Genomic DNA, 26,306 nt, shown 5'->3' on the forward strand with positions numbered 1-26,306 from the left:
TGGACACCGGTGCGACATGAGAGATACGAGGCTGGAACTGACGGGTGTCTACGATTTCGCGGAGCCACATGAACGCACGTGCATAAGCCACCGTACCGAGCTGGCCATCAAGGGTGCGGAACAGAGCTAAAGCCTCTTCCCATGCCTTCAATGTCTGAAATGCCGCGCTGTCAAGTTCGCGCTGGCCTGGCCACCCCATGCCTTCAAGAGCCAAATTGAAGTGTTCTGCCCACTCGGATGGATATCGTTCAGGGGCTCCGGTGATCTGCGCTTCCAGGTGACCGGCAAAGCGAGCACGAAAATCAGGTGCGGCCCCCCCTTTGTACGCAGCAATAGCGCGCAGAAAGTCGTTGCCGCCCATATTCAGGCCCATGTTTTGGCGTAACCAAACATCCAACAAAGCTCGGGACGCCCCTTCCGCCAAAGAGCCGCTAATCCAACGCGAACGCAGTACACGACTTAAAGACTCAAGTTCTGCCTTTTGCGGAGTAAGCGACAGGATGTCCATCGCCGCGCGAATCATCGGCTTGCTCCCAAGCGTCGCACCGCTTGAAATATCCCAAGGCGCACGAACCTCACCAGTATCACCTGCCGGCAACAGCGAGCCAGGGCTGGCATGGAGACTCAATGCCTCCAGCAAAGGAGTTTGCTGAGTGCGCAGGTCCGCAACTAGAATGGCAATCGTAGGCGCGGCCAGTGGTGTTTCAACGTATGGAGCCAGCTGTTCGCCAACCCACTTGGCAAGCTCTGAATATTCGGCCACAGCGTTATGAGCGCGAACCATTCGAGGTGTTGCTTGCTCTCCTTCGGTGGAAACCTCGATCAGTTCTGAGCCGCGGCTTTGAAGAGCCTGAAAAACTGCACGCTCAGCAGGATTCATGTCGATCATGCCGACAATTACAATCTTTTCCGGCACGTCCAGAAGGCCAGACTCGATAGCCTGGAGTAGGCGGGCAGGCAAATGAGCGCGGAACACAAACTGTTTTGCCGCGCAGACGGCATCAAGCTGCTCCTTCCATTTGAAGAACGCTTCATACTCATCCTTGAACGCGAAACGCTCACTATCCATCTGGATTTGGTACTTGTAGACCAAGGAGTACGCTTGGCTAATACGCCGCGCTGCGTTCGTGGAGGAGATCATGTTTGCTGGAAGCAGACCTGACTGGTCGATGACCGACTTGACAACGGCCAACTCCTGCACGGGATAGAGCAACTGTTCGTCAGGCATCAGGTCATGCCAAGCCGACTCCAACCAGGAGGTGATGGTTAGGATTTTGCCTTTGGCAAACCATGCCTTATTACCATCCACAGACTGCAATAACGAGGATTGCATTTTCAAATGGCGAGCAACGCGCTCGGTGGATGCGAGGATGAGGGTGCCATCAGTCAGTGCAGCCAAGTGTGTCAAGAAATTCATATAGATTTGCCTCCCTGTTCGATAAGCCCAGCATAACGACGGGTTGCTGTGCCACCAGGCCCAGGGAAGGCCGAGCTTTTATTTTGCAGAACTCAGGAAAAACGGCCAGAAAAGGATCACTCACTACCCACTATTAAGGGTGAATGCATCCATTTTGGATTTCCCAACATGAAGCCGAGTTCTGCTACACCGTTGGTGTCCCAACAGCCGGGTCTGGGGTCACCTTACTGGCTAGCTTATCAGCCAATATTTCACATCACGCCCAAGAGGCGGAACGTTATCGCGTTCGAATCCCTCCTTCGGGTGCAAATCGATGGTACCTCTCATAGCCCCGCTGAGGTGGTAGCTGCCGCAGAATTGGATGGAAGCATCGTGTCGATTGACCGCTGGGTTTTGCACGATGTAATTCGGCTCGCCATCACACGCCCCTCCCTGCATGTTTGGGTCAATGCGTCCCAGATATCCATTGGCCACCCTTCGTTTCTAGAAGATGCGATTCAATCCCTGACCGAAAGCAGGACAATCACGCGCGTGGCGTTTGAGATCACAGAGACAGCCGATATCGATGCCTCACTTCTAGCCAAGCGCCTGGCTTCGCTAAAAGTGAAGACGCTGACACTCATGGTTGATGATATTCGCGACGGGTACGCAAAGCGTTCACTACTCCAAAACGACGCCGTTGCAGGGTGCAAGCTATCGCGAGAAACAACAGTAGAGTTGCAAACATCAGAGAGGGTCCGTGCGGAGGTTCAGCGTTTGGTGAACCACTGCCGGGTCATTGGGAAGAAAGTTGTACTGGAGGGGATCGAAAACGAAACTGACTTGGCCTTAGCTACGAGTTTGGGTATTGAGTTCTGCCAGGGATATCACTTCGGATATCCCTCCGCGCCGGCGAAGCTACAGATCTATCCCGAGATGCAGCAACCAAAATAAAGGGCTACTCGAGTAGCCCTGAAGTATCACAAGCGAACGTCGCTATCATTAAGCCGGCCGCGGCGGTTGACCCACTCGGCAACCTCATCCTTTTTCAGCTTCCGAGCCCGAACCATGTCCAAAGCGACCTGGGTCATGTTCTTGCGTCCCTGACGCTGCATTTCAGACATCAATTGATTGAGACGCTCTGGTCCATCCTGAATTATCGCTTTGACCTGCGATGTCACGTAAAGAGACTCGTAGATAGGAACAGGAGGTCTTTCCTGATCGCCGTGCCGAACGATATGTTGCCACCACAACCCCCGCAACGTGCTCGGTAAAATTCGAAGGTATTTACTGTCGACCAACGCCTGCATGCGCAGAATAATATCTATCGCACTGTCAGCATGAAGCGTTGCATAGACACTGTGGCCAGTTGATGCAGCAAGGATGGCTGCGTTCGCCGTTTCAGGATCTCGGATCTCACCGACCATAATGGTCTTGCGGTTCTGACGTACAAAATCCTTGATGGCGTCAGCAAATGACTCAACATCAGTACCCACTTCACGCTGAATGACCCCAGAGCCAGGAAAAATGAACTCGATTGGCTCCTCAACGGTACCTAGTCCGCCACGTGTACGACGCCCCATTTTCTCCATCGCAGCAATCATGGTCGTCGACTTACCAGAGCCCATTTGCCCAGCAAATATTGTAAGACCGGTACCTTCGGTGAGTTGTTGAAGGATACTCCAGTCGAGGTTTAAGTCTTCCCGGAATCTCGGGACTGTAGACATCAGACGACGCATACTTACGCCCATACCAGCTACAGAACTCGCTAAAATGCATCGATAGCGGTGGCCGAGGAAAGGTTGTGTGAAGTTTGCTGAGATGGTTTTCTTTGCCTTCACCTTTTCAGCGCACATCTGATCAAAAAAATCTTGCCAGGCACCAGGCGGTGGGGTTATTGATGAGAAAAACCCTGAATTGTCCTCCATTTCAAGTGTTTTTTTGGTTAGATAGATATTGGTCGCATTCTCTGGCGACATTCTAACAACCTGCTCTTCACTTGCACTTGTGACCGCCCCCATTAAAGCCCCCTATCCAACTTAGCTCATCAAGTAAATGACGATTTGAAATTTATAATAGTATTTGTGGTAAATGTGTAATGAGTAAATGGTGCCTACCTGGTGGTTTCACCGTTCAAGTTGAGCTTTTGCGAGGTAACCCAAATCGGGCTAACAGATCTCACGGGTTTGGAAGAAACAACAACCCTAGTCTTCCCATTAATAGTGACTGTTTCCAAGCCGCCATAGTTGTCTTGTAGGAAAGGCAGATCAACGGCAACGTAACAGCGAGCAGAATCAAACTTGACAAGAATGTCAGTATTAACGGCGTTCTTAGCCGGAAGATCATAATTCTGACTAAGTAATCCTTGTAGGTCCTGAGTAGGCGACCAGTTAGGGAGAGATGGATAAGTGTGTATCATCACTCCCTGAGCATTGATGGCGCTGGACAGAACCGTTTTCCTAGCAACCTCACATACCTGCAGAACCGACCGCGCCTGTTCAATGGCTGCATCAGCTCGTCCTTGCTGCATGCGATCAAATACATCAGACATGATCACCATTGAAAGCATCCCAAGAATAGCAAGGACTACTGCAAGCTCTACAAGAGTAAAACCAGCGGATCGTCTCATGACATATGCTTTAGAGCTTGATTCAAGTTTACGATTGGCATGTAAAATCCAATCGCGAGCATGGCGATGCTAATCAGCATCAATAGAAAGCCTACAAACGAACAGGTGCTGGTAATTTTCTCAGAATAGCTGAAATAGTAAGCTTTTAGAGCATCTGTTAAGTTCTGCAAAACAACATCACGGCCATCGGGATTTTGGTCTTCAAACCCTTGGAGATTCTGGTGAATAAGATCGGGCCACTCAGGGTTTGCAAAGGCATCACTTAATTTGCGCCCCTCTGTCAATCTCTCGCTAACTTCAAGATATAAACTATGAGTCATACCCTTTGAGCGTAACTCTAAAAATTTGAAAATCTGCGGATTATTAAATCCACTTTGCTGGAGCAAATGATATGCAGTTACAAATTCCATTCCACGACTGATTTTGATTCGGTCGTTAATAAACCTTAAAAGTGGCAGATCCCTTACATTGTTCCAGATCTTATCTCTGAAGATGTAACAGGCTCCAATGGCACCACCAATCAATACAAAATACTGCGTATACAATCGGTACAAAAACATGACTAGATCACTAAGACCATTCAGTTGTAGCGGGATTCTCTGAACTACTAAAAAATCATTGATCGCACTTCCTGCAAAAAGTGGAATTGCAATAATGAATGCAAGGCCAAGAACAGAGTAAATCAAGCCCTGGCGTAAAGCCTTACTAAATTCTTTAGTCACCGCTACGCGATCTGAAAGCGACTTTGCAGCCCGGTAGAGTGCACCAGGGAGCTTACCTACCTTGTCTCCTGCATCTGCAATTTGGATCGCAGTACCATCAAAACGCAATAACTCAAAATAGTCCTTAGGTGTTTCACAAATCTCCAGTTGAGCATCTGATATTTTTAAACGCTTATAAGGCACTGATTCCTTGACAGCTTTACCGATCGTTTTTCCAGAGTTTAATTTTGAGGCAATGGTCGTCAGAAACAGCACCTGTTCAACCAATGGAAACTGACGACCTTTAAACAATGCCTTAAGGCCACCCAAATGGTCGATCGAAACCTGCTGAATGATATGAGCAGGTTGACCACATTTGATAATCGCTTGCTCGCGAGTTTGCGCATTGATCGACTCCGAACCAATAGATCCGGATTGACCGATATAGCGTACTTGCCAGTAAGGCATTGTCATTCCCCTCGATCAGTTGCAGCGATAGGCCACGTTAATACTACCGGTGCCGCTTGCAGTTGCCGACACGACGTTGTTGCTGCTTGCGAGAGCCGCTGCCATATCACCTGCTACCTTGGTGTCGGCCGAGTCAATTGTGTAGTTAACGGTTACAGTGTTCGAAGTAACAGAAGAAACCGACCAGGCGGTGTTCCAAACCGTCAGCGGAGGCAGACCACGGTCTTGTAGCAGCGCTTTCGTAATAGTTGTCGTACTGCACACGTTAGTACGCGCAACCTGTTTCGTAATTGCTGAAGGAAAATCCTTTCCCAGCAAACTGAGTGCTGTGCTGTACTTGGCGTCTTCCTTGTTCTGGAGCAAACCTGGGATAGCGTAGTAAATCAGCATTGCCAAAATTGCGAGAACAATCGCAAGTTCAACCAAAGTGAAACCACTTTGTTTTTTAATTGACTTGACAATCTTTACGTTCGGAATTTTCATCTCGACTTCCTTTGTTTATAAAATTGCTTTAAGAGTGTTTTGGTTGTTTCCTAGCGCAGGCACATCTTTCACTCCCTGCGCGCCACGAATTCGATCCGTCAAATATGGGCGAAGTGGCTTTTCAAGTTGTTCAAATCCAAGAATACCGTCTCGTACAAGGCGTAATCCGTCATCCCAGAGATCATGGAAGGAACCATTAGCAATCCCCGTACGCCGAATTACGCTCGGAGGGACACCATTCAATATCGCCTCTTGAATATCTGTGGTGATTTCCAATATTTCGAGCACCGCGTGCCGGCCTTTAAGCCCACCCGAATCAGGCCCGCACTTTTCACAACCATTGGGATTGGCCTTATAAAGACAGATATCTTTGTCCCCAGGCAATTTTGAAAATGCTGCATTACCTGAATAAAGTTCGTATCGGGATTTATCTGAATTAAAGAGATACTGTTTTTTGCAACCATCGCAAAGCTTTTTGACTAATCGTTGAGCAACAATTGCCGTAGTATTAGCTGCCAGAATATCCCGCGCAATATCCATTCTTTCCAATCGACCGATACTGTCATGTGCATTGTTCGTATGGAGAGTTGATAACAGCAAGTGTCCAGTCATGGCACCGCGAAACGCTAGATCGGCAGTTTCGTTGTCACGAATCTCACCTACTAGAATCACATCGGGATCTTGACGAAGAATCGCACGCAACCCCATTGCGAACGTCAGAAATGGCGTCACTTCTGTATGCGACATACCCTCATGTTGAATTTCAACCGGATCTTCAAGGGTTTGATAGTTCTGGTTTGGATTGTGACGATAAATATCTAAAATAATTGCGTTCAACAACGTTGTCTTGCCAGACCCTGTCGGGCCCGTCACAAGAATCATTCCATTAGGCTGATTACCAACGCGCTGTAAGATTTCGAGATTTCTTAAGCTAAGTCCAAGTTTATTGATACTCGCAAGCGAGGTGTTTGTTCCAAGCAAACGAAGTACTAATTTTGGTGTTTTTTCTGAACCGCGGGTTACCGGGTTTGAGCTGACACGAATGCCAATTTTTTTACCTTTATTAAATTCGAAGTCAAACTTTCCGTCTTGAGGTATACCTGTCTCAAGGGTCAGTTGGCTTTTTGTTTCCATTACAACTCGAACAATTGAGTCGTGGAGACTAACTGGATATGAGCGCTGCGAGAGAAGATCACCATCGATTCGATAGCGAATACTTACGCGATCACTTTGGGATGGCTGCAAATGAATATCTGAAGCATCTTTCTTTGCTGCCTCAAGTAGCATGTCTTCAATTCGTTGAAGCGCAAGCAACTTCTGCGCTTCCTTGTCAACCGGGGTCGTGTCATCGTCGTCTATATTAATCGTGCGCAGCGCTTCGAGCTTTATAGCCGAAATAACGCCTACAGCGATACCAGTACGATCAATCCCTGAGCGTCGAACAAAATCCATTGCTTGCTCGTTAACTTTCGAGTCAAGTGGGTTTGTCATGTAAACGGTATTATCATAGATAAGCCAACTATCCATGTTTGGCGGCAATGTAGCTTGCCGCCCTTCTTCTACCTCTTGAAAAACCTTCCTGTTAAGCACTTTTCCAACGGCGCTCGCAACAGCATTTTCATCATTCGCGAGCCGATTGATGTCAGGAATGATACTTTCGATGTTCTCTGCAACCGCCATAGCAGCAGCCTGGGCCGCACTAACCTTGCCTTCTTCAACAAGAACTTGAAGAATTTGCTTCTGACGCCTTAGTATCGATTCAGTTGTCATTATTTAATCTTCTATTACTTAGAAGCCCAGTTGATCGAAATTGTTTGCAACCCTTTTGGTCCCTTTAGGAATGCCTGATCAACATTAAATTTAATCAAAGTAAGGTCATTAACCTTTTCACCAATTCGAACAATGTGATCGCCCTCATTGGTACGAATAGTTACTGTCGACGCTTCAACTTTAATAAGCTGCAGGATTTGCTTCTCTTCCTCAGCTGGGGCTTTCTTCTCCGGTTCTACCGGTGCCTGAAGTTGCGGTGCACGCGCGCCGAGAGGTGGTTGGGGCCCCTGAAATGCTTGAGGTGGCAACATGCCCTGCTGATCTGACAAGAACGGCATCCCATTCGGAGCTGTCGTGGGCTGTCCAGGTCCATTACTGCCAGGCTCAAAAGGATTTGCTTCTGATGTACGGCCTTTGCTCCGAACTTCAATTGCCAGTGTCTGGATGCTCTTTACACCTAGTGGCAAGCCATCTTCATCGACAATTACGCTCGCATCAGACATTTTCTTCCATGATTCCGCCATATCGCTCTGGAGCTTTAGCTGATCGCGTCTGAAGCGCATTGTTTCGAGCTTTGACTCACGCTCTAATATCTTGTCAGCTTCGTCAGCCAACACCGAAAATGCCGCTGACAGCGTAACCAAACAAATAGCCACCTTGAATAAGTGTTTCATTTCAGGTTCCTACAACTGTTATGTTCAACTTCATGATTCCACCTGAGATCGTATAGTCGTACAGGAATGTCGGAACCTGGCTTTGGATTTCTTTTACAACTGAAAGAACTAATTGAGGCTTACCAGATATTGTCGCTGACCAGTTACGCAGTGGACCCGAGTAAGAGTGCTGCAACTCGGCTTTACCTGATTCATCCAGTGGTTTGAACTCGAGACCTACTACCTCTGCAATTGCAGTCGCTTTACGCCAAGAGCCCTCAAGCTTAGGGAGTACCTGAACCTTGTTAATTTCGTCGATATCGTGTTGGTACTGGCTATTAATGGAATCCAAACCGGCATAGTCATTCGGCAGTTTTCTAGACTCCCCAAGCACCATTGTGAGCTTCATTCCGCCCATAACTACGACTGCCAATGCAATGAGCATTGGTCCGGTAAACACAGGTTTTGAGCCAGACTTTCTTTGGTTTTTTTTGCGCACGAATCGCTGTAGCTGAAATTTAATAGCCCACCCCCTTCAACACTGGGCTGACATTAAATTGATACTCAAGGTTTGCTGTTAGCTGGGAAGACACGCCTTCGACCTTCCTCGCAAGGTCTGTTGGAAATTTTTTCCGTGAAATAAATACATGACCGGAGGTAAAGCTATTTTGCTGCCCAGTCAATGTTGGCGAACGCATTAATGGATCATACGCAAGTAGTTGCCTAATACGCGATATGGTCCCGGAGTCATCAGGTATTACTAAAAGGCGCTCTTTAAGCAGCTCAGCTGTTCTTTGTTCAAGATCTCTAGCCTGAGCCTTTTTTGACTCATATTCCGACATATTGATTTTGTAAACAGTTTGCATCGCATAGTTGTACACACCAAAAGCGGCTGCCATGACAATACAGATGGACGCTGCGACGTACCAACGCTTGGTATGTTCATGCTTTTGCTTCTCGTATAACTCGATGCGTGTGAAAGCAGGTGACGACGGTAGCTGTAAACTAGAAACATCAACCTTGATTAAGGACGCTTTATCGATTTCGTCATCGTATGCATCTGGAATGTTATTGTCGAAGAACTCAGATGACTTCAAAATGTTGGCCGGATCGGACCAATCACTTTGCGGCGTCATCCGTAAATATTGCCCACTCCCCGGGTCGGTTTGAAGTATTACAACTTCCGAAAGGCCCAATGTGACCAAATTGTTCGCAAACAATATCTGCCAAAGACCATACACCGTGATACCTGGATAGGACTCACGGAGTTTATAGAGCGCGTTTTCATCAATATAAATCGGCGGCCGCCCGTCAACGCCTCTTGGCTCGATCTCAGTGAAGATCTGGTCCTCAGAAGTGGCCGCAAGAGCATCAGAACCGATGGTATCTCGGAGAATGATGATTTCTTGGCCATCAACTTCAATCGGTACGCTAAGCTGTAACTGAGTCATTAGTTGACACCCTCAACCAATGTTGGGGTGACAACAAGAACCAGCTCACGACGCTCCAGGCTGTTGTTGACACTTTGAGTCAGCGGGTTCAGCACTGCCTTAGTAACAAGGTTCTGCCATGGCAATTGTCGCAGGGCTTCGTTCATGCGCTTGGTGATCAGACCACCGAGGTGAACCGCTTTCCCCGAAGACGTAATGAGCTGCGTGCTGAACTCTTTTAGGTTCACGCGAGGTGTTTGAAAGGAGAAGTCGCCGATCGCGATAGTGTCTGGGGCATTGAGGTTCGAAATGACGGGCCAAACATCGACCAGCAATTTGTCATCCTCCAATACTCGTACAGTCACACTGAGCGTTACACCGACCTTCAGTCGAGAAAGCTTCGGCGTTACCGTCGCATTGCCGTTCTGGTCCTGGGACTGTTCTACGTCGACGATGTAGGTCAGTTCCTCACCAGCATATATCTGCGCCGGCACACCGTTGCGCACAGTAATGTTTGGCTGATCTTTCAGCTCAACACGCCCAAACTCTTCAAGAAATCGCACAAGCACCGACGCATCAACATGATCGGAGGCATATGTGCCTTTTACGTTCCAGAACGGATCTGAGGTTGCCGGCGAGGTGTTAAACAGTTGCAAACCCAATGGGTTGCCATTGACCGTGGACTTAACCAGCAGATTCCAATCGATACCCTTTTGACGACCGTCATCAAGAACAACGTCATAGGCCTCAATTTGGACATTCACTACCTTGGTAGCTTCTGCGATAGCGCGTTTGAAGTAGCGATCCAGTACCTTCATTTTCGAAGGTTTGCCACCCGCAGTCACGATCCCGACCGACCGGATGCCCTCGATATATGCCGGCACATCACTAGGGTCACTTGCCCCGGAAACTGGAGTAGGGGTCTGCACGTCAAAATTCAGACCAGCGTTTGGAATGCCTGGTGGCAGCGCTGCTCCAGGCCGGCTGCTGATACCCAATGGTGAATTGCCCGTAAGCTGTACACCACGGTTTTGACCGACAGTGACACCGAGAATCGATTTGGCGCCATCCATGATCTTCATCCACTCATCTTCCGACAGTGTGAAGCCAATGGTGTTGCCGGTAGTTTGGCCACCGGTTTCTTCGTCCCGGGCGTTTGTATCGCCCGCTTTCGCACCGCGGGTCTGTGAGGACGCAATGACGTTGTTCACATTGCGGGTGGAAGCGAACGTGGCCAAATTCCATTCGTGGGTTTGGAAGTTGGTTACCGTGATTCGATTCCCATCAATCGTGATATCAAGATCCAGTGTCCCTTCGATGTACTCTATGAAATCAGCAACGCTCATTCCTTGGGCTGCAACGTCAATAGGGGTTTTTAGATCCACTTTTCCCTTCGGGATGATCGAATACCCAGGCAGCGTTTGTTGAAGCACCTCACGCAGAGTGATGCCTTTCTGGGTCAAGAAGATCTGCTTCGATCTAGCCTCGTCCTCACTCCGGATTTCTCGGACGTATGTGTTTCCACGGAGCGCCTGCATTTTGTCGGTGGCGCCTGGGCGCAATGAGGAGTGCTGCTCCTCCTTCGAGAACTCATACGAGCTTTGGCAGCCGATCAGCCCAGTGGCCAGGGTGATTGCGAGGGCAAGATGCTTGATCTTCATGTACTGGCCTTAGTCGGGACGATCGGTTAACAGGATCATTGGCTGAGGGTTCCCCTGAGGGTCCTTCAAATCCCAGAAGTATTTGAACCGCACGCGTGCATCGCGAATCTCGGACGTAAGCGCCCGCAGTGCGATGTCGCGCGATTCTGTGGAGATGAACTGGTAGCGACGGGTTTCGAGCTCCGGACGCTTTTTGAAGTCGGTTTCTACATCCCAGCCAACTGGCATGATTCCGCTAACGATCTCTTTAATCGTTGCGCCCTCATACTTGACGGCAACTGGCTCGTTCAGCACGAAGGTCGGATCGATGCGCTCGAGGATCACGCGCTTGTGCGCTGCGGATTCGATCACCTCGGCGTTGTTCTCAGCCAACATCAGCAGTTGGTCGCTGTGAGCCTTGATGCTCGCGATATCAGCCACCTGCTCTACTTTCACGCGCTCGGCTTGAGCTTGAGCTTGACGATTCAGTTCAAGGGCACGCTGGATCTCTGCTTGCTGTGCAACAAGATCTTCGCGGCGCTTGGCTGCAGCACTCACGGCGGTTTGCGTGGCAGCATTCAGTTGACGCTCGGTTTCAGCACGAGCAGCCGTCAAGGCTTGCTTGTTCTGATCTAACTCCTGAAGTGTCTGGCGATATTTCCGCTCGGTGTCGGTTTCTTTGATCGTTGCCACTGGGTCGTCAATCGACAGATCGATCTGCAGTCCCTTGTTCGGCTTGGTCTGCTGATAGTCGACTGGCTGGTTTATGTTCTGCGCACGTCCAGCTTCGAAGGACCGATCGAACGGGGACATGGCTTGATTGCGAGCTAGGGCGCTATCGCTATACGCATTCGCTGCAAACACCGATTGGCAACCGATCATCAGTGCCAGGATTGACAGTGCATGCTTCAAAACAAAATCCTTCAGGAGTGACTGTTACCCTAATAGTGGGTAGGCAGTGATCCAAATTCGTCGTTTTGAATGGCAACTTTCCTAAAAAACCTGCATCTTTTTTAGGTCCCTTCTCAGGTGAGTCAAATATGGCCTCCAGCAGCACCATAAAATTGTCTTCGGGCTTGATCGCCCTCTTCACGATGCTCTGTGTTTTGGTGGGGGTGTATGCGTTCTACCTTGAAGAGGTTGGTGCTGCGCTCGATTACCAAGCGGATGCATTGGCACCCTCATGGTTCATGATCAAGCCGCAGTTCGTGATCGATGAAATTTCGAGCGGTGGCCTGGTAGGCACGCTCACCGCGATCGCGGTGAATATCGTCTACGCCGTTTTTTACGCTGGGTTTGTGTACTCGCTCGTAACGTTGTTACTCGCTCGGTTCTTCAAGCCACGAAATAAGAAATTCCCGTCGGCTAATCAAGCCGAATTGAGCCCGGCAACAACCGGCCTCTATCCGTGCTCGATTGAGGGCTCGACAATGATGGTGATGATTCCCGAGGCTCGGAACCCAAAGACTGGGGAGGTAATTCCTGGGGTGCAGGACGAGGACCCGTTCACACAGGTATTCATGCGATGTGATCGCAAGCCGATTGTGACTGCCAGAGCACCGGCCACTCCCATCGAAAACCTTCAGATCGCGCTGTACGAATTACTCGAGGCTCACCCAAATACACCGGCCAGTGTTGGACATCACCACGCTGACGCGACCTTGAAAGATCATTCGATTGATCTGTCCAAAGTCGTTGTCTCTTACATGAAGGAACGGAGTTGGGAGGAGCCTTTGGCGCGCGTGGCTGGCCTGGCTCACGACCTGGACAAACTGCTCGCTTACCAGGAGAAGAAGCCGGGCGTGTGGGTAAAACGCAAGGATGCTACTCACCACAACACCTACAGTGCGTACCTGGTCGCACAACAGCCTGAATTCTCGCTGCTACCTCCTGAAGATCGATTCACACTGACAATGGCCCTGCGGTACTACCACCATCCGAAGTTCCTTCCTATCAACGCCGGCGAACGCGTGGAACGCTTGATTAGCGCAATCAGACATGCCGACGGCGCTGTAATCCAGACCGAAAAAATCAACGGCATCGTGAATGCGCAGGGTGCGGAAAACACCACAAGCATCCTTGAGAGCGCGATGGAGCAGTTCTTCGTCAGAGCGGACATCAACGGCTATCAGGGCACACATAACGCTGCAGGCTGGACAAAGGACGCCCTGGAGTTCGTGATTATTCCGATGTCCCGAATCATAGAAAGCATCGGTGAGTTTGTTCCTAACGAGCTGAGTCGGCAGCTTCAACTGAATGTTGATTCCCGGAACTTCAGTCACCCTGCTATCCCCGTCATTCTTGACCTGTTGACCAAGATGGATCTTCTGCAGACGACGAACAAACAGGCCGAAAGCCCGACCGGTCGATGGGACGTGAAGGTCGGGATGAAGCTGTTCAAGGCGTGTGTGCTTCTCGACAAGGATCGGATTTCGGAGATGGTTCCGGCGATTGTTCCGAAGTGGGGAATGACTGCTTACGACATCAAAGTTGTGCGCCCGACACTCGATAAAATGCAGAGTGATCCAGCCGCGGACGGGGAATAAGTTTTAGCATGCGAAAACTTTTCCCCGAATCACATCGGGGAAAATTTCACTCAGTACCCAGTATTCTCAGCGCCGCCTCTGTACGAATGACCCGCTCTGCACGCTCACCCTCCCCCATCTTGTTCCAGCACTGGTACGCCTCTTCATACATCGCCTGGCGCTCAGTTATCCGGCAGATGGTGGCTTTGTACTCATCCCCCGACAGATAGTCGTCAGCGAATTGCTTGAGCGTATCATCGCGCCCGGTTTCCCAGAGCAGTGACACTACAGTGTCGATTGCCTGCTTTCGGTTATCGCTGCTGATGCCCATGTACTTCAGCTTCAGATGACCTCGATCATCCCGGTAAACGTACTGGCCGAGAATCTTCTCGGCGCTGTCATATTTCCCGATATGAACTGCCTGGTCAGCGCCGGACAGTTGGCTTTGAGCTTGGAGATCCTTAACCGATGGACCAGTGCATGCCCCTAAGGACATACACGCCAACACAATGAATGCGGATGCCTTACGCATGAGTCACCCTCGGAAATGATTCACTAATGAATAGGAACCCCCGGTTCCGAAGAGTAGGTTTTCCCGGGCGACCAGCTGTTTCAACTGAGCCGGGCGGGTACCGAACAACTTCGCAACTTCTGGGTAAGACGCTTCCGGTACCTTCAACAGGAAATAGGTAGCGATGTTCTTCAGCAGGTCCTTCGTGACCTGATCTGGTGATTGAACACCGCACCACACTCCCACACCGTACCCGCGCCCTTCGGTACCAATGCGGTTGAACGGATCGATAGGGGAACCCGAGATCTCTTTGATGTGCTTCCCTTCGTCCGCAATCAAAATGTGGCTTGGGGAATCCGGGTTGTAAGAGTTCCGTTTTTTGGTCTCCATGATCCCCATAGCAAACACCTGGGACGCAATGATCCGCATGATGACTTGCTGGTGTCTCGCGTTGAGGTCGGTCAGGACATAACGATTTATCTTGCCGGCCCGTGGCCGAGATGGGTTGCCAGTGAACAGACGGCAATCCACCATTTCCTGGATGATGCTTTTCAGTCCGTACAGCGTTTCTTTGGACCAATGCTCCCACTCTGCGCTTGGCCCCTTTTTACGAACACCAAGGGTTTCATACGAGATCAATTTACGAGCGTGCCCGATCAATGTCGATTCGAGATTCTCACAGATTTCGACAACCTTCTCGTTAATTGCTGCATCGCCCTCTTCAGCGATTTTCATTTTATCGATGGTAGTCTTCGCCTGCTTTTTTGCGGCTCCAAGCGCCTTGTAGATGTCCTGGACGGTGACCGTATCTGTCCCCGCAGTAAGCGCATTGAAGATAAGATCGATTTGATTGAGAACGTCCTTGAAAGTGGGGCAAGGATTGGCCCACGTTTCGATATCGTCGTGGTCAATCTTGGCGTTGGCAAAGACGTCCTTGAGGATATGTGTCAGGTAGTTGAGCTGCTTGACGCCCGCGTTGGGGTTGAAGATTTTGACCAGGTCCCTTACAACACCAATTGTCCCCAAAACGCCGCCACCGTCCTCCGTTCTTGGTACTTGAAGCGGATTCAATGCACATCCGTCTAAGGTGTAGTTGAACACGATATCGTTAAAGTCATCGGGGGTTAGCTTGTCCGCTAAGCCGGTTGCCGCAAAGTTTTCATAACCGAAGTCACCTTTGATGTCGATTACGTGCAGCGTGGTTCCGCGGATGTGTACCTCGGCTGCCATGTTATGGAGTGTATGCGTCTTGCCGGCACCAGACCCACCCAGAAAGATGATGTTGAAATTCGAGACTGATGGAAACGACCAGTCAATCGATTCGCCGCGGGTGTCGATGCCAATGTGGATAAGATCAGCATGGGACAGCCGTATGGCTTGGCTTAGCGTTGAAGGTGCGGATGCTGAAACTTGATGCATTGGATTCTCTCTAGAAATGCCAGGTCATCCTTGATGCGCTGTGGCAACAAGGTTTGCCCGTCTACCCGGTGATAAGGAAATTTGCAGGTTCCACATTTGTGGTCTTCGGTTCGCAACTTGGCGGAGTTACCAGCGGTGTTGGCGATCACAGCAAACGATTCATCTTCCCCACATTCGCACTGGATCAAAATTCCGCCCTTGCTAAGGCGAACTGCACGGTCGTCAAACTCACCCTTCACCTTGGGCAACGGCTCGGCATCGGGCTGGAGTTTGAACACGAGGTGCTGCCAAATATCATCGTGCACCTTCTCGATGGTGAAACCGTCCACCTTGGCTTTTACGCCGTGCAATACATGGGCGAGTTCGTGCGGGATGACTTCCATCAGCATCGATTCGAAGTCCTGCATTAAGTACAACGCTTGAAGATTTATCCGCACGATGCCATGTGGTTGTCCGCGAATTAGCATCACGTCCACGTTGGAGGATGAGTGCTCGACCAGCGCGTAATCGAACCGCAGATCGACCCAAACGTCTTGGCTTGGAAACTCGACCTTGGTCAGCAGACGGCTGACCTCCTTCGCGGCTTGAACTTCGCGGGGGTACTCAGCGTTATGCTGAGTGATGAGGGGGAATTTGAGGTTTTCTGTCGTCATACCCTAATAGTGGGTAGGGACTGACCCAAAAAAGCAGTTTTAGCCTCGGCCGGATCGAACCAAGGAGTAAATCCGGTTCCATTCTGTGAAATCTCCCGAGTTACCAGCCTTTATCAGACGATCCATTGCTTCAATTGTGGAGTTTTCCTGGATGTACTGAATCGTCTGAATGTCCTTTGCCGGCCACTGATTTTTACCAACCCCGAATACAGCCTTTTTGGTCTTTGCAATGTCAGGGAGTGCGGCTAATGCGGGGGGTTCAACTGTTGCCGGCGAGTCTGTTGGCTCTGGACCTTTTTGAGATGGCTGATGGTCAAGCGCTTCAACTTCTGTGGGTTCGTTCACCACCGCGCGCGCCGCTGTGGTCCGGGGAAGCATGTGGTGCACAAGTGCCGTGTCGGACATCGACGGATAGAGAAGCTTTGCCAAGGCTACACAGTGCATCTGTATGTGAAAAATATCGGTATCTGAAAGGCCAACATCAATTTTTCGATGGCCATCATTCGGCGAGAATTCAGTGGCTCGCAACGTCAGCGGAAATGCTCTGCCCGTTTCAAACCCGGAGATTTGCCTTGGATTAACCCCCGAACGAACGAGGTCATACATGAACCCGGGCTGGGCGCCGGCCAGCCAAGCGTATAAGTGCCGGCACGCACCGATATCGAGGGTCAAGCTGATCCTGTTCTCGTCCTTCGCCAAAACGTAACGACCGTTGACCTTATGACTGAAGAGCAACTTCAAACCGGAGTGGACCTTCACGGCCCGGCCCGCCTCATCAAATTCGTTTCGGATGTACAGGGCAACACCAAGCCCTCCATTGCTGAAGACTTGATACGTGCTGAGGTGGATGCCAGAGGTTGGGTTAGAACCATTCACTGCGTTGAACACCCACACGCCGCCCTCAAGTTTCCCCTTGAGGTAACGCTCGTGTTCCGCAGCAAAATCAATCAGCAACTCGGTACTCCTGAATGTTAGGCCAGCGCAGCCTAATGCGATGCTTAGCAGGATAACGGGATTTACACCGGTTGAAAGATGCTTCCGCATGCGGGAGCTTTGTGCGGTCTGCTGGCATAGGAATCGAGCCCACAGGGTTACCAAACACCAGGCAGCCGGAAGCCCACCGAGTCCGTTTTTAGGCGGTCAGTGTCTGAAGGAATCATTGGGGTGGGTGTAATAGATACGCAGTTCAGAACGGCCTTGGCGGCCCCTGTAACCTGATCTGCTAGGAAGAAGTGGGATGGCGAAGGGGCGGCGTAAATACCGCCCCACAATGCGTGCCAGGTACACGCTCGCCGTCTGAGGATGTAGTGCAAGGGATCATAGGAAATAACCTCAACCCCTGAACTGCCGCTGCATCATGCCACCAAACGAGGGCGGCAGTGTCTCAGTTGCGACGACGCCTAGAAATTTGCTGCAGAAGTCCTCATCCGAAAAGAGCACCAGTACATGGTACCCAGGGTGGGCCATCTCCTCAGCCTGGCTGAAAGCGTAGTAGCCCTTGCCGGGACAGATCCCCCCCAGCAGTGCATTCCAAAGCTCGATGGTGTCGCGAACGGATTCAAGCGGCATCGAGTCGGGGAAGCAAAGCTTTGGGGCGTCATGGCGGGCAATGATGCCTTCTGCGCCGTTACGGAAATGGCTCTCGTACGAGAAACCTTTATCTGCAACTGTCTGGGTCATTCTGTTGCTCGGAATGCTCATCATGCGACACCTCTAATCTGATGGACGGGGCGGACGCCACCTCCAAACGCCCTTTGAGAAAGGTGCTTGGAGGTGACGCCCGCCTCTCCCACCAGGGAGAAGCGGTGTCACACGATCACTTACAGCAACAGCCCGATCGCTATCTCAATGCCGTTAAACAGCATTTGCGACACGGAGTAGACCACACCAGCGATCAAGAGATACCAACCGAGCGCGCGAGCGGCTCGACTGGACATGTCTGGATCGAGGTGCATGAAGAAGAACTCTGAGTCATTGACGTTGGCTGGGCCAACAACAAGATTCAGCTCATCTTCCTGATTTTTTGGGATTCCCAACTGCTTGCGCGCGTCATAGTTCAACGCGATGCCATCTTTCGGGATTCCTTTTTCGCCAGCTTGAACAGAGGAGCCCTGAGCACGGATGACTAAAACTTTTCCGTTATCCGCGTTGTAGATCTTTATCAGGCCTTTACGACCGACAAGCCCTCGACGCGTGGACATATTTCCAACGCTCACAATATGGTAATTGCATAGCCGGGCGAATGACTCTTTCGCATCTTCCCCTTTGAGGGAGAATAGTTTGGTCACCGTATGATTAACCACCGGTGGTCGCGCAACAAAATGGTGCTGAATGGGATACGGATCAAACATCTTGATCAGCGCCCAAACACCCTTAGCCGCAGCAATTACAACAGCATCAACCAGACCAATTACTTTAGATTTCAGCGTAGTAGTCATTGTTTCTCCAGAATGGGGGCCGGACCCCATCTCGCACACCATCTAGGTGGCTGTTTAATGATTTCAGTAACCGCCGGCAGCGTTACTGGATACATCCGTTAGATATCTTCAAACGAGTCGCTGTCATCACCCATCAAAGAATCCATTAGATCCTCAGACACAGGTGCTTCAGCTTCAAGTTCAGCTTTCTTTATTCGAGCAGCAGCTCTCAGATCACGCATCTGATCCCTCTTAGTGAGGAATCGGATTGTCTCGCCCTTACGGGAATTGTCGATAAAGTCATGTTGCGCTACAACTTGCAAAAACGCCTGCAAGCAGGAGTGCGCATCTTCATCGTCGTCCATCAATTTCAACCGCGCATGAAGCACCGCGACTGAATTGACGACAAGCCAGGAACATGGATCTGTAAACAACGGTTCAATCGAATCCCTTGCGGAGTTCAATATCAGCTGCCGAGTTAAGTCTCGAAGGAGACTGCCCTTAGGTCCGAAAGGTCGTGCCCCCTTGAATGGCTTTCCAACGCGTCGGTAAACAAACCCCAACTCGTTAGTAACCCATTGACCATCTTTCACGACTGGAGCTAGCCCAAGAGCTACTTCCAAACGTTCAATAGTCGCATTGTCAGAGCGTGTATCCGAAGTTGAGGTAGCTTCAGCTACTTCTCTCTCAGCCACTTCTTTAATGCCAAGTAGGTACCCCGAAGAGGACCAAAGTGCCTTGCGGTCAAACACCACTCTCGTGGTGATTTTCCGCTCGGTTTGATTTCTAACAGGTGCTTGACGAATTTCTTCGCCAAAGAGATCGACTTGCATAGTGCGCTCCTTAGGCGCACCACTCCCCTGACGGGGTGTGGTGGCCCGTCAGGGGTGGGATCAGGAAGTGGCTTAAACCCAGTCGAACAGCGACACAGTAGGGGTCGGTTCTACATAGGCTGGTGTGCTCGAATTGACGGCCGGGACCGTTTCCTCTTGCTGACTTTCAACTACAGGACTTACTGGGACCGAGGTCTCGATAACTTCCGCTTCCACCGGTGCCGAAGCACAGGTGGTTGCAGCTACAGTCTCTGCGGGGGCAGAAATTGCAGCCTGTGGTTGGGTCATTTCCAAAGATTGTTGCGACGACGCGAGTGGCTGAGCTGCATTTGCCATGTGGGCATTTGCGGTTTGTGTTGCAACCACTTGCACAGGGTTTACCTCAATCAGCGGCAAGCCTTTCTCCAAGCGCTCCCAAACCATCGTCTGGTCACGCAGAGCGGTGAGACACTGTTCAAAGTTCCTGAACTCAGAACCAGTCAACGCCCCAGATGCCGGCAGCTTGTCCATTTGCGCCTTGATGGCGTCATGGAGCGGACGGATCAGCTTATGGATGAAAGCCAGGGACTCCAGCTTTCCAACCATCTGCTGCGCACGACGAATCGTGCGAGGGTTGAGTTGAATCTGACCAGTACTGGTCGTGCGATCTTTCTTTGCCACGAGTTTGAGGATCTCAAACGCCTCCTTGCAGACATTCTGCACAAGTGCGCCCATCACCCCATCACGCAAAGCAACAACGCTATCGCGCTGTGCATTCATCAGTTCAGGATCGAAATCACCTTCATCCAACGAGATGATAGTGACGACATAACCGAACTTCAGGCTTGCGGATACCTGCTCCCAGGAAGGTTGACGCTTCATCAAATGCTCAGTCAGTTTCCCAACCAGCACAGGATCGGCGCCCGCCTTGATTGCAGCAGCCCCAATTTTCAACAAGTGCGCTTTGCACATATCTACGTATTTGGGGGCATCTACTTCCAACTGGTGATTCCAAGCAGCCTTGAGTTTTTCCAATTCTGCAATCTTGGAGATTGCCGAAGAGCGACTGTTGATCCCACCCATGGTGGTTTTAATCGAACCGTCTTTATCAAGTTCACCTTCTGCTTGCTCACGGATGCGGTGGTAAGAACGGAGGAAGTCCCGAGGGAAAATCTTCTCGCTCATCATCTTCCGAGTTGCCTCTGGAAGCTCACCAACCACGATTCCGATTTCACTTAAGTCGATCTGACGATCTTCCGAAATGCACGAGATCAGGAGGTTAATAACTGCCACTTTGGTTTCTTCAGTTTTTGCAACAATTTCTACAGCGCTGTTTACGTTAGTCATGATTTGTTTCCTCGCACCCGCCGTGCACGGGGCTAATTAATAAACACCCGGGCACGGAGCCGGGTGTGTTTCGAGACCAGTGATCTCGAGCAAACACCCGGCGTGAGCCGGATGTTTGATCCAGCTCACTAGGAGAGGTAAGTCCCATTTCTGGGACTCTGAAGAATGGAGCTGTTTACTGACTGCCCAAGACTTCTAACTTTTCACGATTGATATAGGATGCGGCCCGCTGACCTATTACGAACCACTCATGTAGCAGTGGAACTTCACAGATTTCAACAGGTGGACTCTCTTGCGATGACGCATTGAATCCGGCATTACACGCCGCCTGAATATCGGTCAAATAACCGATTCCATAAAACGTACTGCGCTTGATATGAACATCTAGAACATGACTCATGCTTTATCTCGCACCCGCCGTGTCGGGGCTTTAAGTTTCAAAGACCTGGTCACGGAGCCAGGTTTAGTAAGGCTCGAAGAACCTGACAAAACACCCGGCCTGAGCCGGGGGTTTAGTCCAGCTCACGAGGAGATGTGCTACGGCTCTTGCGAGCCGTTGAGTTAGTTTTAGTGTTTAAGGGTTTACATCAATAGACGTTTGGCTTCAGCAATAAGCACTGGGCCCACTTCGTCAGCTGTTTTGGCACAAGAAAATGGAATATTGGCGTTAATAAGCCAGCCCGTACGGACTTTCTCACCAATCACCAGGTACACCACACGGATGCCTGCACCTTCACAGAAACGCGTCATTTCCACGGCTTTATCAACGCTGCTAGGTGCTCCATCAGTCAGTACAAATTGCACCTTCTTCTGAGCCTCATGCGCCATCAATCGACGGCCAGCGTGGAACACTGCTTCGCCGATAGGGGTGTGACCCCCACCAGCAATGCGGCGCAACCCACCGATACGTTTCACTGCTTTCAGATGGTCATCCCCGAAGGAGCGAACCATCGTCATCAATGCTCCCTTTTTAGGAGCAAAACCGAGGATTTCACGTGGGGTTCCGATCTGGTTTAAAACCTTCTCGAAGATCAGTGCTGCATGGACGATTGAACGGGCAATGCTTGGTGGTTGCCCCCCACTGAACTGAGGGTTTTCACCATTCGCAAATGCCTTGTCTACCTCATCCTGGGTAGAACTCGAAAGATCGAGCACTACCGAAACAGCAGCGGTAGGACGTTCCACCTCTTCCTTTTGAACGAAGATGCGGGTATCGCCCAGACCGAGGCGGTAGAGATGGTTTTGACCCAAGCCACCGCGGTGAGATGAAGCCTCCTCCGCCTCTTCCTGGTTCATCAGGTAAGACTGCAATTTCGTCGCAAGCACCTGGACCTTCCGATCCAACTTGCTTTCGACTGCACGAGCTTCAGTCGCGTCTTCCGGGCATACAGCTATCCCATCGACAACTTCCTGCTTACCAGCACCACCACCAAAACCTTTTCCTGATGGCTTACCACTTGCTTTACCGTCGATGACGCACTTTGGCGCCAACGTTTGACCTTTGTAGTCAGGGTTCGTCTTTGCTGCAACAGAGTCGGAAATGCCTTGGATCACAGCACGCTTGTCAAAGATTTCGCGTTCGCCAAGACCATTGGCATTGATGATTCCGTCAACGATGTCTTTCAGTGAAGTGCCAGGGGCACCAGCACCTTGTCCACCGTCATTTTTTCCGCCTGCAGCGTTGTCCTTCCCGTTGCCTGTTTCGGCTCCCTTACCAGGTTGGTCGCCGCCCTGAGGCTGCGATTTGCCTTGTTGGTCACCTTTGCCACCCTTTTCACCAGGCTTTCCGTCAGAGTTGCTGCCGGATTGCTCGGGCTTCTTCTCTTCAGGCTGGCCACCACCTTGGCCTTTACCAGAATCGCCATTCGGTGATTTCTCACCATTTGGGTCCTTCGGTTGCTGGCCATCCTTCCCTTCCTTTTTCTTCTGCTCGTCTTCGTCACTCAGCGCTTTCAGCATCGCCATGATTCGGAGCGTAAGCGCACCGGCATGTGGTGTTGATTGAACACTGGGGAACTCATTGAAGAGAATCTGATCCAGGTTGTTCCGAACGTTCTCGGCGTGCTCACCGAAGTGTTTGTCGAAGTTGACAGTCACCATCGCAAGCGCGGGGGTGTACTCACTCCATGCACGAGAAAACAGGTAGCAGAGCGTATAGCAGGCCACAGCTTCAGCAGGTGACGCACTTCCGTCGCGGAACTGCTTACGCTCATACATGATTTCAGCAGATTGCCGGAAATAGCCCTCTGCTTCACGGGTCATACGGGATTGTTTATTTTCCATAAAAACGTCGTCTACTGCGTTCAGCAAAAACCCAGCGAACTCGCCATGCTGTGCAGAAAACTCCTGGTAGTACGGAATATCGGACCAACGAATATGACCAATCTCATGCAAGCCATCGGACTTGAACAAGATCAGGTCTTCTTTCGTGAGGTTTACCGGCAAGCTCGGCATCCAAATGGTTTTACCATCCGTTTGCGCCGGTTCATTTTCACCGATGATGAACTTGATTCCTGTGTTGCTGGCTTGAAGCCTCAGGAATGACATCCAACCTTCGGTTAGTGCTTGAGCACTGTGCATAGTCATGGCTCCCATAATCATTCTCCAACCCGGATCGCACTGGCGGCCTGGGAGTGCATTTGCGCTTTGCCACGAAGCATCCGAAGAGTCTCCGTAGGTACACGGTGTTGCGCGTGAATGACGATGTCGGCATGAGTTGCTGCAGCCTTCCGGTACCAGGTTGCCATTTGACGGTGGTAGCGTTTGAGGACTGCGTTAGAGATTGCTTTGATCAAAGTGGTAGCTGCGTTCATGGTGTTTCCTCGCACCCGCCGTGCCGGGGCATGAAAATCTACACCCGGGCACGGAGCCGGGTGGTGTGAGTTCGAAGAACTCGACAAACACCCAGCGTGAGCTGGATTTTTGTCCAACTCTCAGAGCAAGGATGCTGCCCCCGAAAGGGCAGCATTTTTCACGTCACAACATGCCACCAATCAACTCAGCTTCGAGCTGATGCCGAGCAGCCTGATGGCGTACTACAGCATAAGCAGGCTGGGCTACGGAGATACTTGCAAGTCGTCTCGCCTTACGGCTGTAACTCGCTGCCTGTACCTGGTGGTAGCCGCGCAAAACGGTGCCAATCCAGAACTTGTTCAGGGCAGCATCGGTGCGAGCAATTACGTTTGTCAGTGCTTTCATTTCAGACAACCTCTCCCCTGCCGTGCACAGGGCAATTGAGAAACAACCCCGGGCACGGTGCCGGGATGTGAGTTCCAAGAAACTGGATCAAACAACCCGGCGTAAGCTGGGTTATTGCCCAGCTCAAGGAAAGGATGTGGCTCAGAAGAGACTCGTGATTAGAGAAAGAGGAACAGCTCGTTATCTTCGGTTACTACGACTGGAGCGGCTTGAGGCTTTATTCCATGGACCAAGTCCAGAAATTTTGGGTTTTCCCGGTACCACTGAAGTGTTGCCACATCAGAGGAGTGAAACGCACGCTGTGCGGAAAACTTCCATTCTTGATCTGCTGAAAAGCCGATCACTGCACCAGCCTCTATCGCACCAGCTAAAAAAGCCCGGACGTAAAGGTCCAATACAGATTCATGGGTCTGCATGCGCCACAGTCCCTTACCGCTTGGAAGCAGTCGGGTGCTGTTTAACATGCCACGTTCCTCACACAACTCCTTAGCCTTGAGAGACATGGTTTCCCACATCCTCAGATCGGCCAGGCCGAAGCTGATGTCTCTTTCCTTAGAGGAAAGCAACACGCTTCGATCCGTCACCTTGAGTTCTACCCCAGCCCCACCTTTCGACAACACATCGTGAACAATCTTCAGTTGGTCAAGACCTGCATGAAAATGCTCTTCAGTGCACTCCTTTACGTGGGCATAAATCCCTCGCAGCGTTTCAGGAATCGCTCCCTGATACACGTTGGTTGGAGCCTCAATATTCGAGCTGTCGTAAGGCGCGAGAAGATAGCCATCGGCGCGAGCGTAGACGATCTCCTCACAAAGACGCTCCCAGGCGTCATCAACACTGAGAGCAACACAGTCCAATTTCTTGGTTATTTTTACTATGCCGGCACTTTTAATGCCTTCATAGAGACGTACAGACCTCTCCCCCGCCAGCACGAAGCCGGCGAGGAAGTTACCTCTCGCGTTCACTACGTAGAACATTGCTGCTCTCCTTACGCGGCCGCATTCTGGTTTTCGATGTTGCGCTTGATGAACGCGTCTGCCTGAGAAGCAACCGAAATGGAGTACTCCTCAGGAAGAATGAGATCACGACCAAAAGTGGCCTTGAACTCATTCATAGCAGCAACCTGATCAGACTCTTCCAGGTTGGTGTAGATCGCATCAACGAACGAATCATCGAGGTCGCCGTACATCATCAGCTTGATTGCCCAACGCTTAATTTCGCGGAATGAGATGTTGTCGTTTACCTCATATGACGCGAAGGCTTTGCGGAAACGGAAAGCAAATTCAACCATCGATTGAATATTGAAATCACTCACCGAGGTCTCCAGCTTCCGCTTGTGCGCAAAAGCAACCGATGCTCCTTTCAGAGCCTTCATTTCTTTTTCAGGTGTCATAAAGCCCACCTTAAGGGAAGTGAATCGACTGCGCACTGCAGCATTCTGCGTGTTCAGACCGACATAGCGGGGATCACGAGATTGCTTGCCACCAGTGTTGTCCGTTGCGAACAAACGGAACTGGGGGTGGCGAACGATATTCATCCCACCTTGAATCGAAAGAAGATCTTTCGGGTCCAGTGTCGGGTCGATACCGTGGTGCTTGAGCGAAACCAGATCGTCACCCTGAAGGATGTCGTTGATTCCGACTAGAACACCTGGGCGCAGTGTGCAGATTTCATCGATCAGGCAGGTCAAACCATGCCGGTAGGCATAGCTCAGAACACCATCAACAGCCTTAACGTCACCGTCCTGAATGGTCTTGCAACCAAGCAGGTAGCTATCGTCAACACCGTTGCTGCCAGTGATGCCAATCATCGGTTTATTCAAACGTGCATGCAGTTGGGTAGCAAAGGAGGTTTTACCTGTCCCTTTCTCGCCAACCAACATAATGCTGTCACCACAAGCCATGCTCAGAAGAGTCCGGCGAACCAGAGCTTCGCTGAACACGAAATCGTCCTGAGTGGCCGGAGTCAGTGGGTGACGATCGATGGCGATTGGAAGCTTTCCTACACCTACGATTTCATCCGAGAAACCGAACAGCTCATGAGCAAGCACCACTTCCTTTTTTACATCGCGGATAGCAGAAAGGTGTGCAGCTTGGATTTCAGCAACAGTAGTGAATTGAGCTTGAGCTTGAGTGTTGTTAGTCATGGGGTATTTCCTCGCACCCGCCGTGCCGGGGCATTAAATAGTTAACACCCGGGCACGGAGCCGGGTGTGATTCGAGACCAGTGATCTCGAGCAAACACCCGGCGTGAG

Annotated in this window: 24 protein-coding genes and 1 pseudogene; 2 read left to right on the plus strand and 23 right to left on the minus strand. The window is 50.7% G+C overall.

Going from position 1 to position 26,306, the window contains the following annotated elements; all coding sequences use genetic code 11:
• Nucleotides 1-1,417, minus strand: a pseudogene (locus ACQKP2_RS08105) (PD-(D/E)XK nuclease family protein); the annotation flags it as partial.
• Between the two features lie 168 nt (nucleotides 1,418-1,585).
• Here ACQKP2_RS08105 and ACQKP2_RS08110 point away from each other — a divergent pair.
• On the plus strand, nucleotides 1,586-2,350 hold the full coding sequence (locus ACQKP2_RS08110; RefSeq protein ID WP_427575746.1) for an EAL domain-containing protein: 765 nt from the start codon (nucleotides 1,586-1,588) through the stop codon (nucleotides 2,348-2,350).
• A 26-nt stretch (nucleotides 2,351-2,376) separates the two neighbouring features.
• Here ACQKP2_RS08110 and ACQKP2_RS08115 read toward each other — a convergent pair whose 3' ends face one another.
• From ACQKP2_RS08115 to ACQKP2_RS08160, 10 genes are all read right to left on the minus strand, one after another.
• Nucleotides 2,377-3,375, minus strand: a complete 999-nt coding sequence (locus ACQKP2_RS08115; protein ID WP_427575747.1) for an ATPase, T2SS/T4P/T4SS family — start codon at nucleotides 3,373-3,375, stop codon at nucleotides 2,377-2,379.
• A gap of 134 nt (nucleotides 3,376-3,509) precedes the next feature.
• On the minus strand, nucleotides 3,510-4,025 hold the full coding sequence (locus ACQKP2_RS08120; RefSeq protein WP_427575748.1) for a type II secretion system protein: 516 nt from the start codon (nucleotides 4,023-4,025) through the stop codon (nucleotides 3,510-3,512).
• Complete coding sequence (locus ACQKP2_RS08125) at nucleotides 4,022-5,194, minus strand: type II secretion system F family protein (protein ID WP_427575749.1); 1,173 nt, start codon at nucleotides 5,192-5,194, stop codon at nucleotides 4,022-4,024. The genes ACQKP2_RS08120 and ACQKP2_RS08125 overlap by 4 nt, the downstream gene beginning before the upstream one ends.
• Before the next feature lie 15 nt (nucleotides 5,195-5,209).
• Nucleotides 5,210-5,677: a type II secretion system protein gene (locus tag ACQKP2_RS08130; RefSeq protein WP_427575750.1), complete on the minus strand. Its 468-nt coding sequence runs from the start codon at nucleotides 5,675-5,677 to the stop codon at nucleotides 5,210-5,212.
• Between the two features lie 15 nt (nucleotides 5,678-5,692).
• On the minus strand, nucleotides 5,693-7,447 hold the full coding sequence (locus ACQKP2_RS08135; protein ID WP_427575751.1) for a GspE/PulE family protein: 1,755 nt from the start codon (nucleotides 7,445-7,447) through the stop codon (nucleotides 5,693-5,695).
• 14 nt (nucleotides 7,448-7,461) lie between these two features.
• The gene (locus ACQKP2_RS08140; protein WP_427575752.1) at nucleotides 7,462-8,121 is read right to left on the minus strand and encodes a hypothetical protein; all 660 of its coding nucleotides are present in this window, start codon (nucleotides 8,119-8,121) and stop codon (nucleotides 7,462-7,464) included.
• A 1-nt stretch (nucleotide 8,122) separates the two neighbouring features.
• Nucleotides 8,123-8,599 (minus strand): hypothetical protein, encoded by a 477-nt coding sequence (locus ACQKP2_RS08145; protein ID WP_427575753.1) that lies wholly within the window; start codon nucleotides 8,597-8,599, stop codon nucleotides 8,123-8,125.
• A 19-nt stretch (nucleotides 8,600-8,618) separates the two neighbouring features.
• A complete protein-coding gene (locus tag ACQKP2_RS08150) occupies nucleotides 8,619-9,551 on the minus strand; it encodes a hypothetical protein (RefSeq protein WP_427575754.1) in 933 nt (310 codons plus the stop codon).
• Entirely contained in the window at nucleotides 9,551-11,191 is a 1,641-nt protein-coding gene (locus tag ACQKP2_RS08155; protein WP_427575755.1) for a type II secretion system protein GspD, read from the minus strand. The genes ACQKP2_RS08150 and ACQKP2_RS08155 overlap by 1 nt, the downstream gene beginning before the upstream one ends.
• Before the next feature lie 9 nt (nucleotides 11,192-11,200).
• Nucleotides 11,201-12,082: a hypothetical protein gene (locus tag ACQKP2_RS08160; protein WP_427575756.1), complete on the minus strand. Its 882-nt coding sequence runs from the start codon at nucleotides 12,080-12,082 to the stop codon at nucleotides 11,201-11,203.
• Between the two features lie 128 nt (nucleotides 12,083-12,210).
• On the opposite strand from ACQKP2_RS08160, the gene ACQKP2_RS08165 reads away from it, so the two are divergent.
• A complete protein-coding gene (locus tag ACQKP2_RS08165) occupies nucleotides 12,211-13,716 on the plus strand; it encodes an HD domain-containing protein (protein ID WP_427575757.1) in 1,506 nt (501 codons plus the stop codon).
• A gap of 46 nt (nucleotides 13,717-13,762) precedes the next feature.
• Here ACQKP2_RS08165 and ACQKP2_RS08170 read toward each other — a convergent pair whose 3' ends face one another.
• The 12 genes from ACQKP2_RS08170 to ACQKP2_RS08225 form a co-directional block, all read right to left on the minus strand.
• A complete protein-coding gene (locus ACQKP2_RS08170) occupies nucleotides 13,763-14,227 on the minus strand; it encodes a hypothetical protein (RefSeq protein WP_427575758.1) in 465 nt (154 codons plus the stop codon).
• A 3-nt stretch (nucleotides 14,228-14,230) separates the two neighbouring features.
• A complete protein-coding gene (locus ACQKP2_RS08175) occupies nucleotides 14,231-15,625 on the minus strand; it encodes a hypothetical protein (protein WP_427575759.1) in 1,395 nt (464 codons plus the stop codon).
• Entirely contained in the window at nucleotides 15,589-16,278 is a 690-nt protein-coding gene (locus tag ACQKP2_RS08180; RefSeq protein WP_427575760.1) for a hypothetical protein, read from the minus strand. Before ACQKP2_RS08180 ends, ACQKP2_RS08175 begins: the two co-directional genes overlap by 37 nt.
• A 39-nt stretch (nucleotides 16,279-16,317) precedes the next feature.
• Nucleotides 16,318-17,232, minus strand: coding sequence for a hypothetical protein (locus ACQKP2_RS08185; RefSeq protein WP_427575761.1), 915 nt, complete (start codon nucleotides 17,230-17,232; stop codon nucleotides 16,318-16,320).
• Nucleotides 17,233-17,610: 378 nt separating this feature from the next.
• A complete protein-coding gene (locus ACQKP2_RS08190) occupies nucleotides 17,611-17,979 on the minus strand; it encodes a hypothetical protein (protein ID WP_427575762.1) in 369 nt (122 codons plus the stop codon).
• Between the two features lie 119 nt (nucleotides 17,980-18,098).
• Nucleotides 18,099-18,716 carry a hypothetical protein gene (locus ACQKP2_RS08195; RefSeq protein ID WP_427575763.1) on the minus strand — a complete coding sequence of 206 codons (618 nt, stop codon included), beginning with the start codon at nucleotides 18,714-18,716 and terminating at the stop codon, nucleotides 18,099-18,101.
• 98 nt (nucleotides 18,717-18,814) lie between these two features.
• Nucleotides 18,815-19,528: a hypothetical protein gene (locus ACQKP2_RS08200; protein ID WP_427575764.1), complete on the minus strand. Its 714-nt coding sequence runs from the start codon at nucleotides 19,526-19,528 to the stop codon at nucleotides 18,815-18,817.
• A gap of 72 nt (nucleotides 19,529-19,600) precedes the next feature.
• Nucleotides 19,601-20,854, minus strand: a complete 1,254-nt coding sequence (locus tag ACQKP2_RS08205) for a DUF3150 domain-containing protein (protein ID WP_427575765.1) — start codon at nucleotides 20,852-20,854, stop codon at nucleotides 19,601-19,603.
• Between the two features lie 582 nt (nucleotides 20,855-21,436).
• Nucleotides 21,437-23,440, minus strand: coding sequence for a hypothetical protein (locus ACQKP2_RS08210; RefSeq protein WP_427575766.1), 2,004 nt, complete (start codon nucleotides 23,438-23,440; stop codon nucleotides 21,437-21,439).
• A gap of 390 nt (nucleotides 23,441-23,830) precedes the next feature.
• On the minus strand, nucleotides 23,831-24,052 hold the full coding sequence (locus tag ACQKP2_RS08215) for a hypothetical protein (RefSeq protein WP_427575767.1): 222 nt from the start codon (nucleotides 24,050-24,052) through the stop codon (nucleotides 23,831-23,833).
• A 158-nt stretch (nucleotides 24,053-24,210) separates the two neighbouring features.
• Entirely contained in the window at nucleotides 24,211-25,029 is an 819-nt protein-coding gene (locus ACQKP2_RS08220) for a hypothetical protein (RefSeq protein WP_427575768.1), read from the minus strand.
• Nucleotides 25,030-25,040: 11 nt separating this feature from the next.
• Nucleotides 25,041-26,198 (minus strand): AAA family ATPase, encoded by a 1,158-nt coding sequence (locus tag ACQKP2_RS08225; RefSeq protein WP_427575769.1) that lies wholly within the window; start codon nucleotides 26,196-26,198, stop codon nucleotides 25,041-25,043.
• Nucleotides 26,199-26,306: the final 108 nt, after the last annotated feature.

It is taken from the genome of Pseudomonas sp. NPDC089569, assembly GCF_050280625.1.
Taxonomy (GTDB): Bacteria; Pseudomonadota; Gammaproteobacteria; order Pseudomonadales; family Pseudomonadaceae; genus Aquipseudomonas.

What these genes read in the sequence shown, in the direction of transcription:
- ACQKP2_RS08200 (WP_427575764.1), bottom strand. Translation starts at nt 19,528, where the DNA reads ATGCAAGTCGATCTCTTTGGCGAAGAAATTCGTCAAGCACCTGTTAGA.
- ACQKP2_RS08180 (WP_427575760.1), bottom strand. Translation starts at nt 16,278, where the DNA reads ATGACGACAGAAAACCTCAAATTCCCCCTCATCACTCAGCATAACGCT.
- ACQKP2_RS08220 (WP_427575768.1), bottom strand. Translation starts at nt 25,029, where the DNA reads ATGTTCTACGTAGTGAACGCGAGAGGTAACTTCCTCGCCGGCTTCGTG.
- ACQKP2_RS08225 (WP_427575769.1), bottom strand. Translation starts at nt 26,198, where the DNA reads ATGACTAACAACACTCAAGCTCAAGCTCAATTCACTACTGTTGCTGAA.
- ACQKP2_RS08170 (WP_427575758.1), bottom strand. Translation starts at nt 14,227, where the DNA reads ATGCGTAAGGCATCCGCATTCATTGTGTTGGCGTGTATGTCCTTAGGG.
- ACQKP2_RS08205 (WP_427575765.1), bottom strand. Translation starts at nt 20,854, where the DNA reads ATGACTAACGTAAACAGCGCTGTAGAAATTGTTGCAAAAACTGAAGAA.
- ACQKP2_RS08175 (WP_427575759.1), bottom strand. Translation starts at nt 15,625, where the DNA reads ATGCATCAAGTTTCAGCATCCGCACCTTCAACGCTAAGCCAAGCCATA.
- ACQKP2_RS08195 (WP_427575763.1), bottom strand. Translation starts at nt 18,716, where the DNA reads ATGACTACTACGCTGAAATCTAAAGTAATTGGTCTGGTTGATGCTGTT.
- ACQKP2_RS08120 (WP_427575748.1), bottom strand. Translation starts at nt 4,025, where the DNA reads ATGAGACGATCCGCTGGTTTTACTCTTGTAGAGCTTGCAGTAGTCCTT.
- ACQKP2_RS08110 (WP_427575746.1), top strand. Translation starts at nt 1,586, where the DNA reads ATGAAGCCGAGTTCTGCTACACCGTTGGTGTCCCAACAGCCGGGTCTG.
- ACQKP2_RS08135 (WP_427575751.1), bottom strand. Translation starts at nt 7,447, where the DNA reads ATGACAACTGAATCGATACTAAGGCGTCAGAAGCAAATTCTTCAAGTT.
- ACQKP2_RS08190 (WP_427575762.1), bottom strand. Translation starts at nt 17,979, where the DNA reads ATGAGCATTCCGAGCAACAGAATGACCCAGACAGTTGCAGATAAAGGT.
- ACQKP2_RS08165 (WP_427575757.1), top strand. Translation starts at nt 12,211, where the DNA reads ATGGCCTCCAGCAGCACCATAAAATTGTCTTCGGGCTTGATCGCCCTC.
- ACQKP2_RS08130 (WP_427575750.1), bottom strand. Translation starts at nt 5,677, where the DNA reads ATGAAAATTCCGAACGTAAAGATTGTCAAGTCAATTAAAAAACAAAGT.
- ACQKP2_RS08150 (WP_427575754.1), bottom strand. Translation starts at nt 9,551, where the DNA reads ATGACTCAGTTACAGCTTAGCGTACCGATTGAAGTTGATGGCCAAGAA.
- ACQKP2_RS08215 (WP_427575767.1), bottom strand. Translation starts at nt 24,052, where the DNA reads ATGAAAGCACTGACAAACGTAATTGCTCGCACCGATGCTGCCCTGAAC.
- ACQKP2_RS08115 (WP_427575747.1), bottom strand. Translation starts at nt 3,375, where the DNA reads ATGTCGCCAGAGAATGCGACCAATATCTATCTAACCAAAAAAACACTT.
- ACQKP2_RS08155 (WP_427575755.1), bottom strand. Translation starts at nt 11,191, where the DNA reads ATGAAGATCAAGCATCTTGCCCTCGCAATCACCCTGGCCACTGGGCTG.
- ACQKP2_RS08125 (WP_427575749.1), bottom strand. Translation starts at nt 5,194, where the DNA reads ATGCCTTACTGGCAAGTACGCTATATCGGTCAATCCGGATCTATTGGT.
- ACQKP2_RS08140 (WP_427575752.1), bottom strand. Translation starts at nt 8,121, where the DNA reads ATGAAACACTTATTCAAGGTGGCTATTTGTTTGGTTACGCTGTCAGCG.
- ACQKP2_RS08210 (WP_427575766.1), bottom strand. Translation starts at nt 23,440, where the DNA reads ATGACTATGCACAGTGCTCAAGCACTAACCGAAGGTTGGATGTCATTC.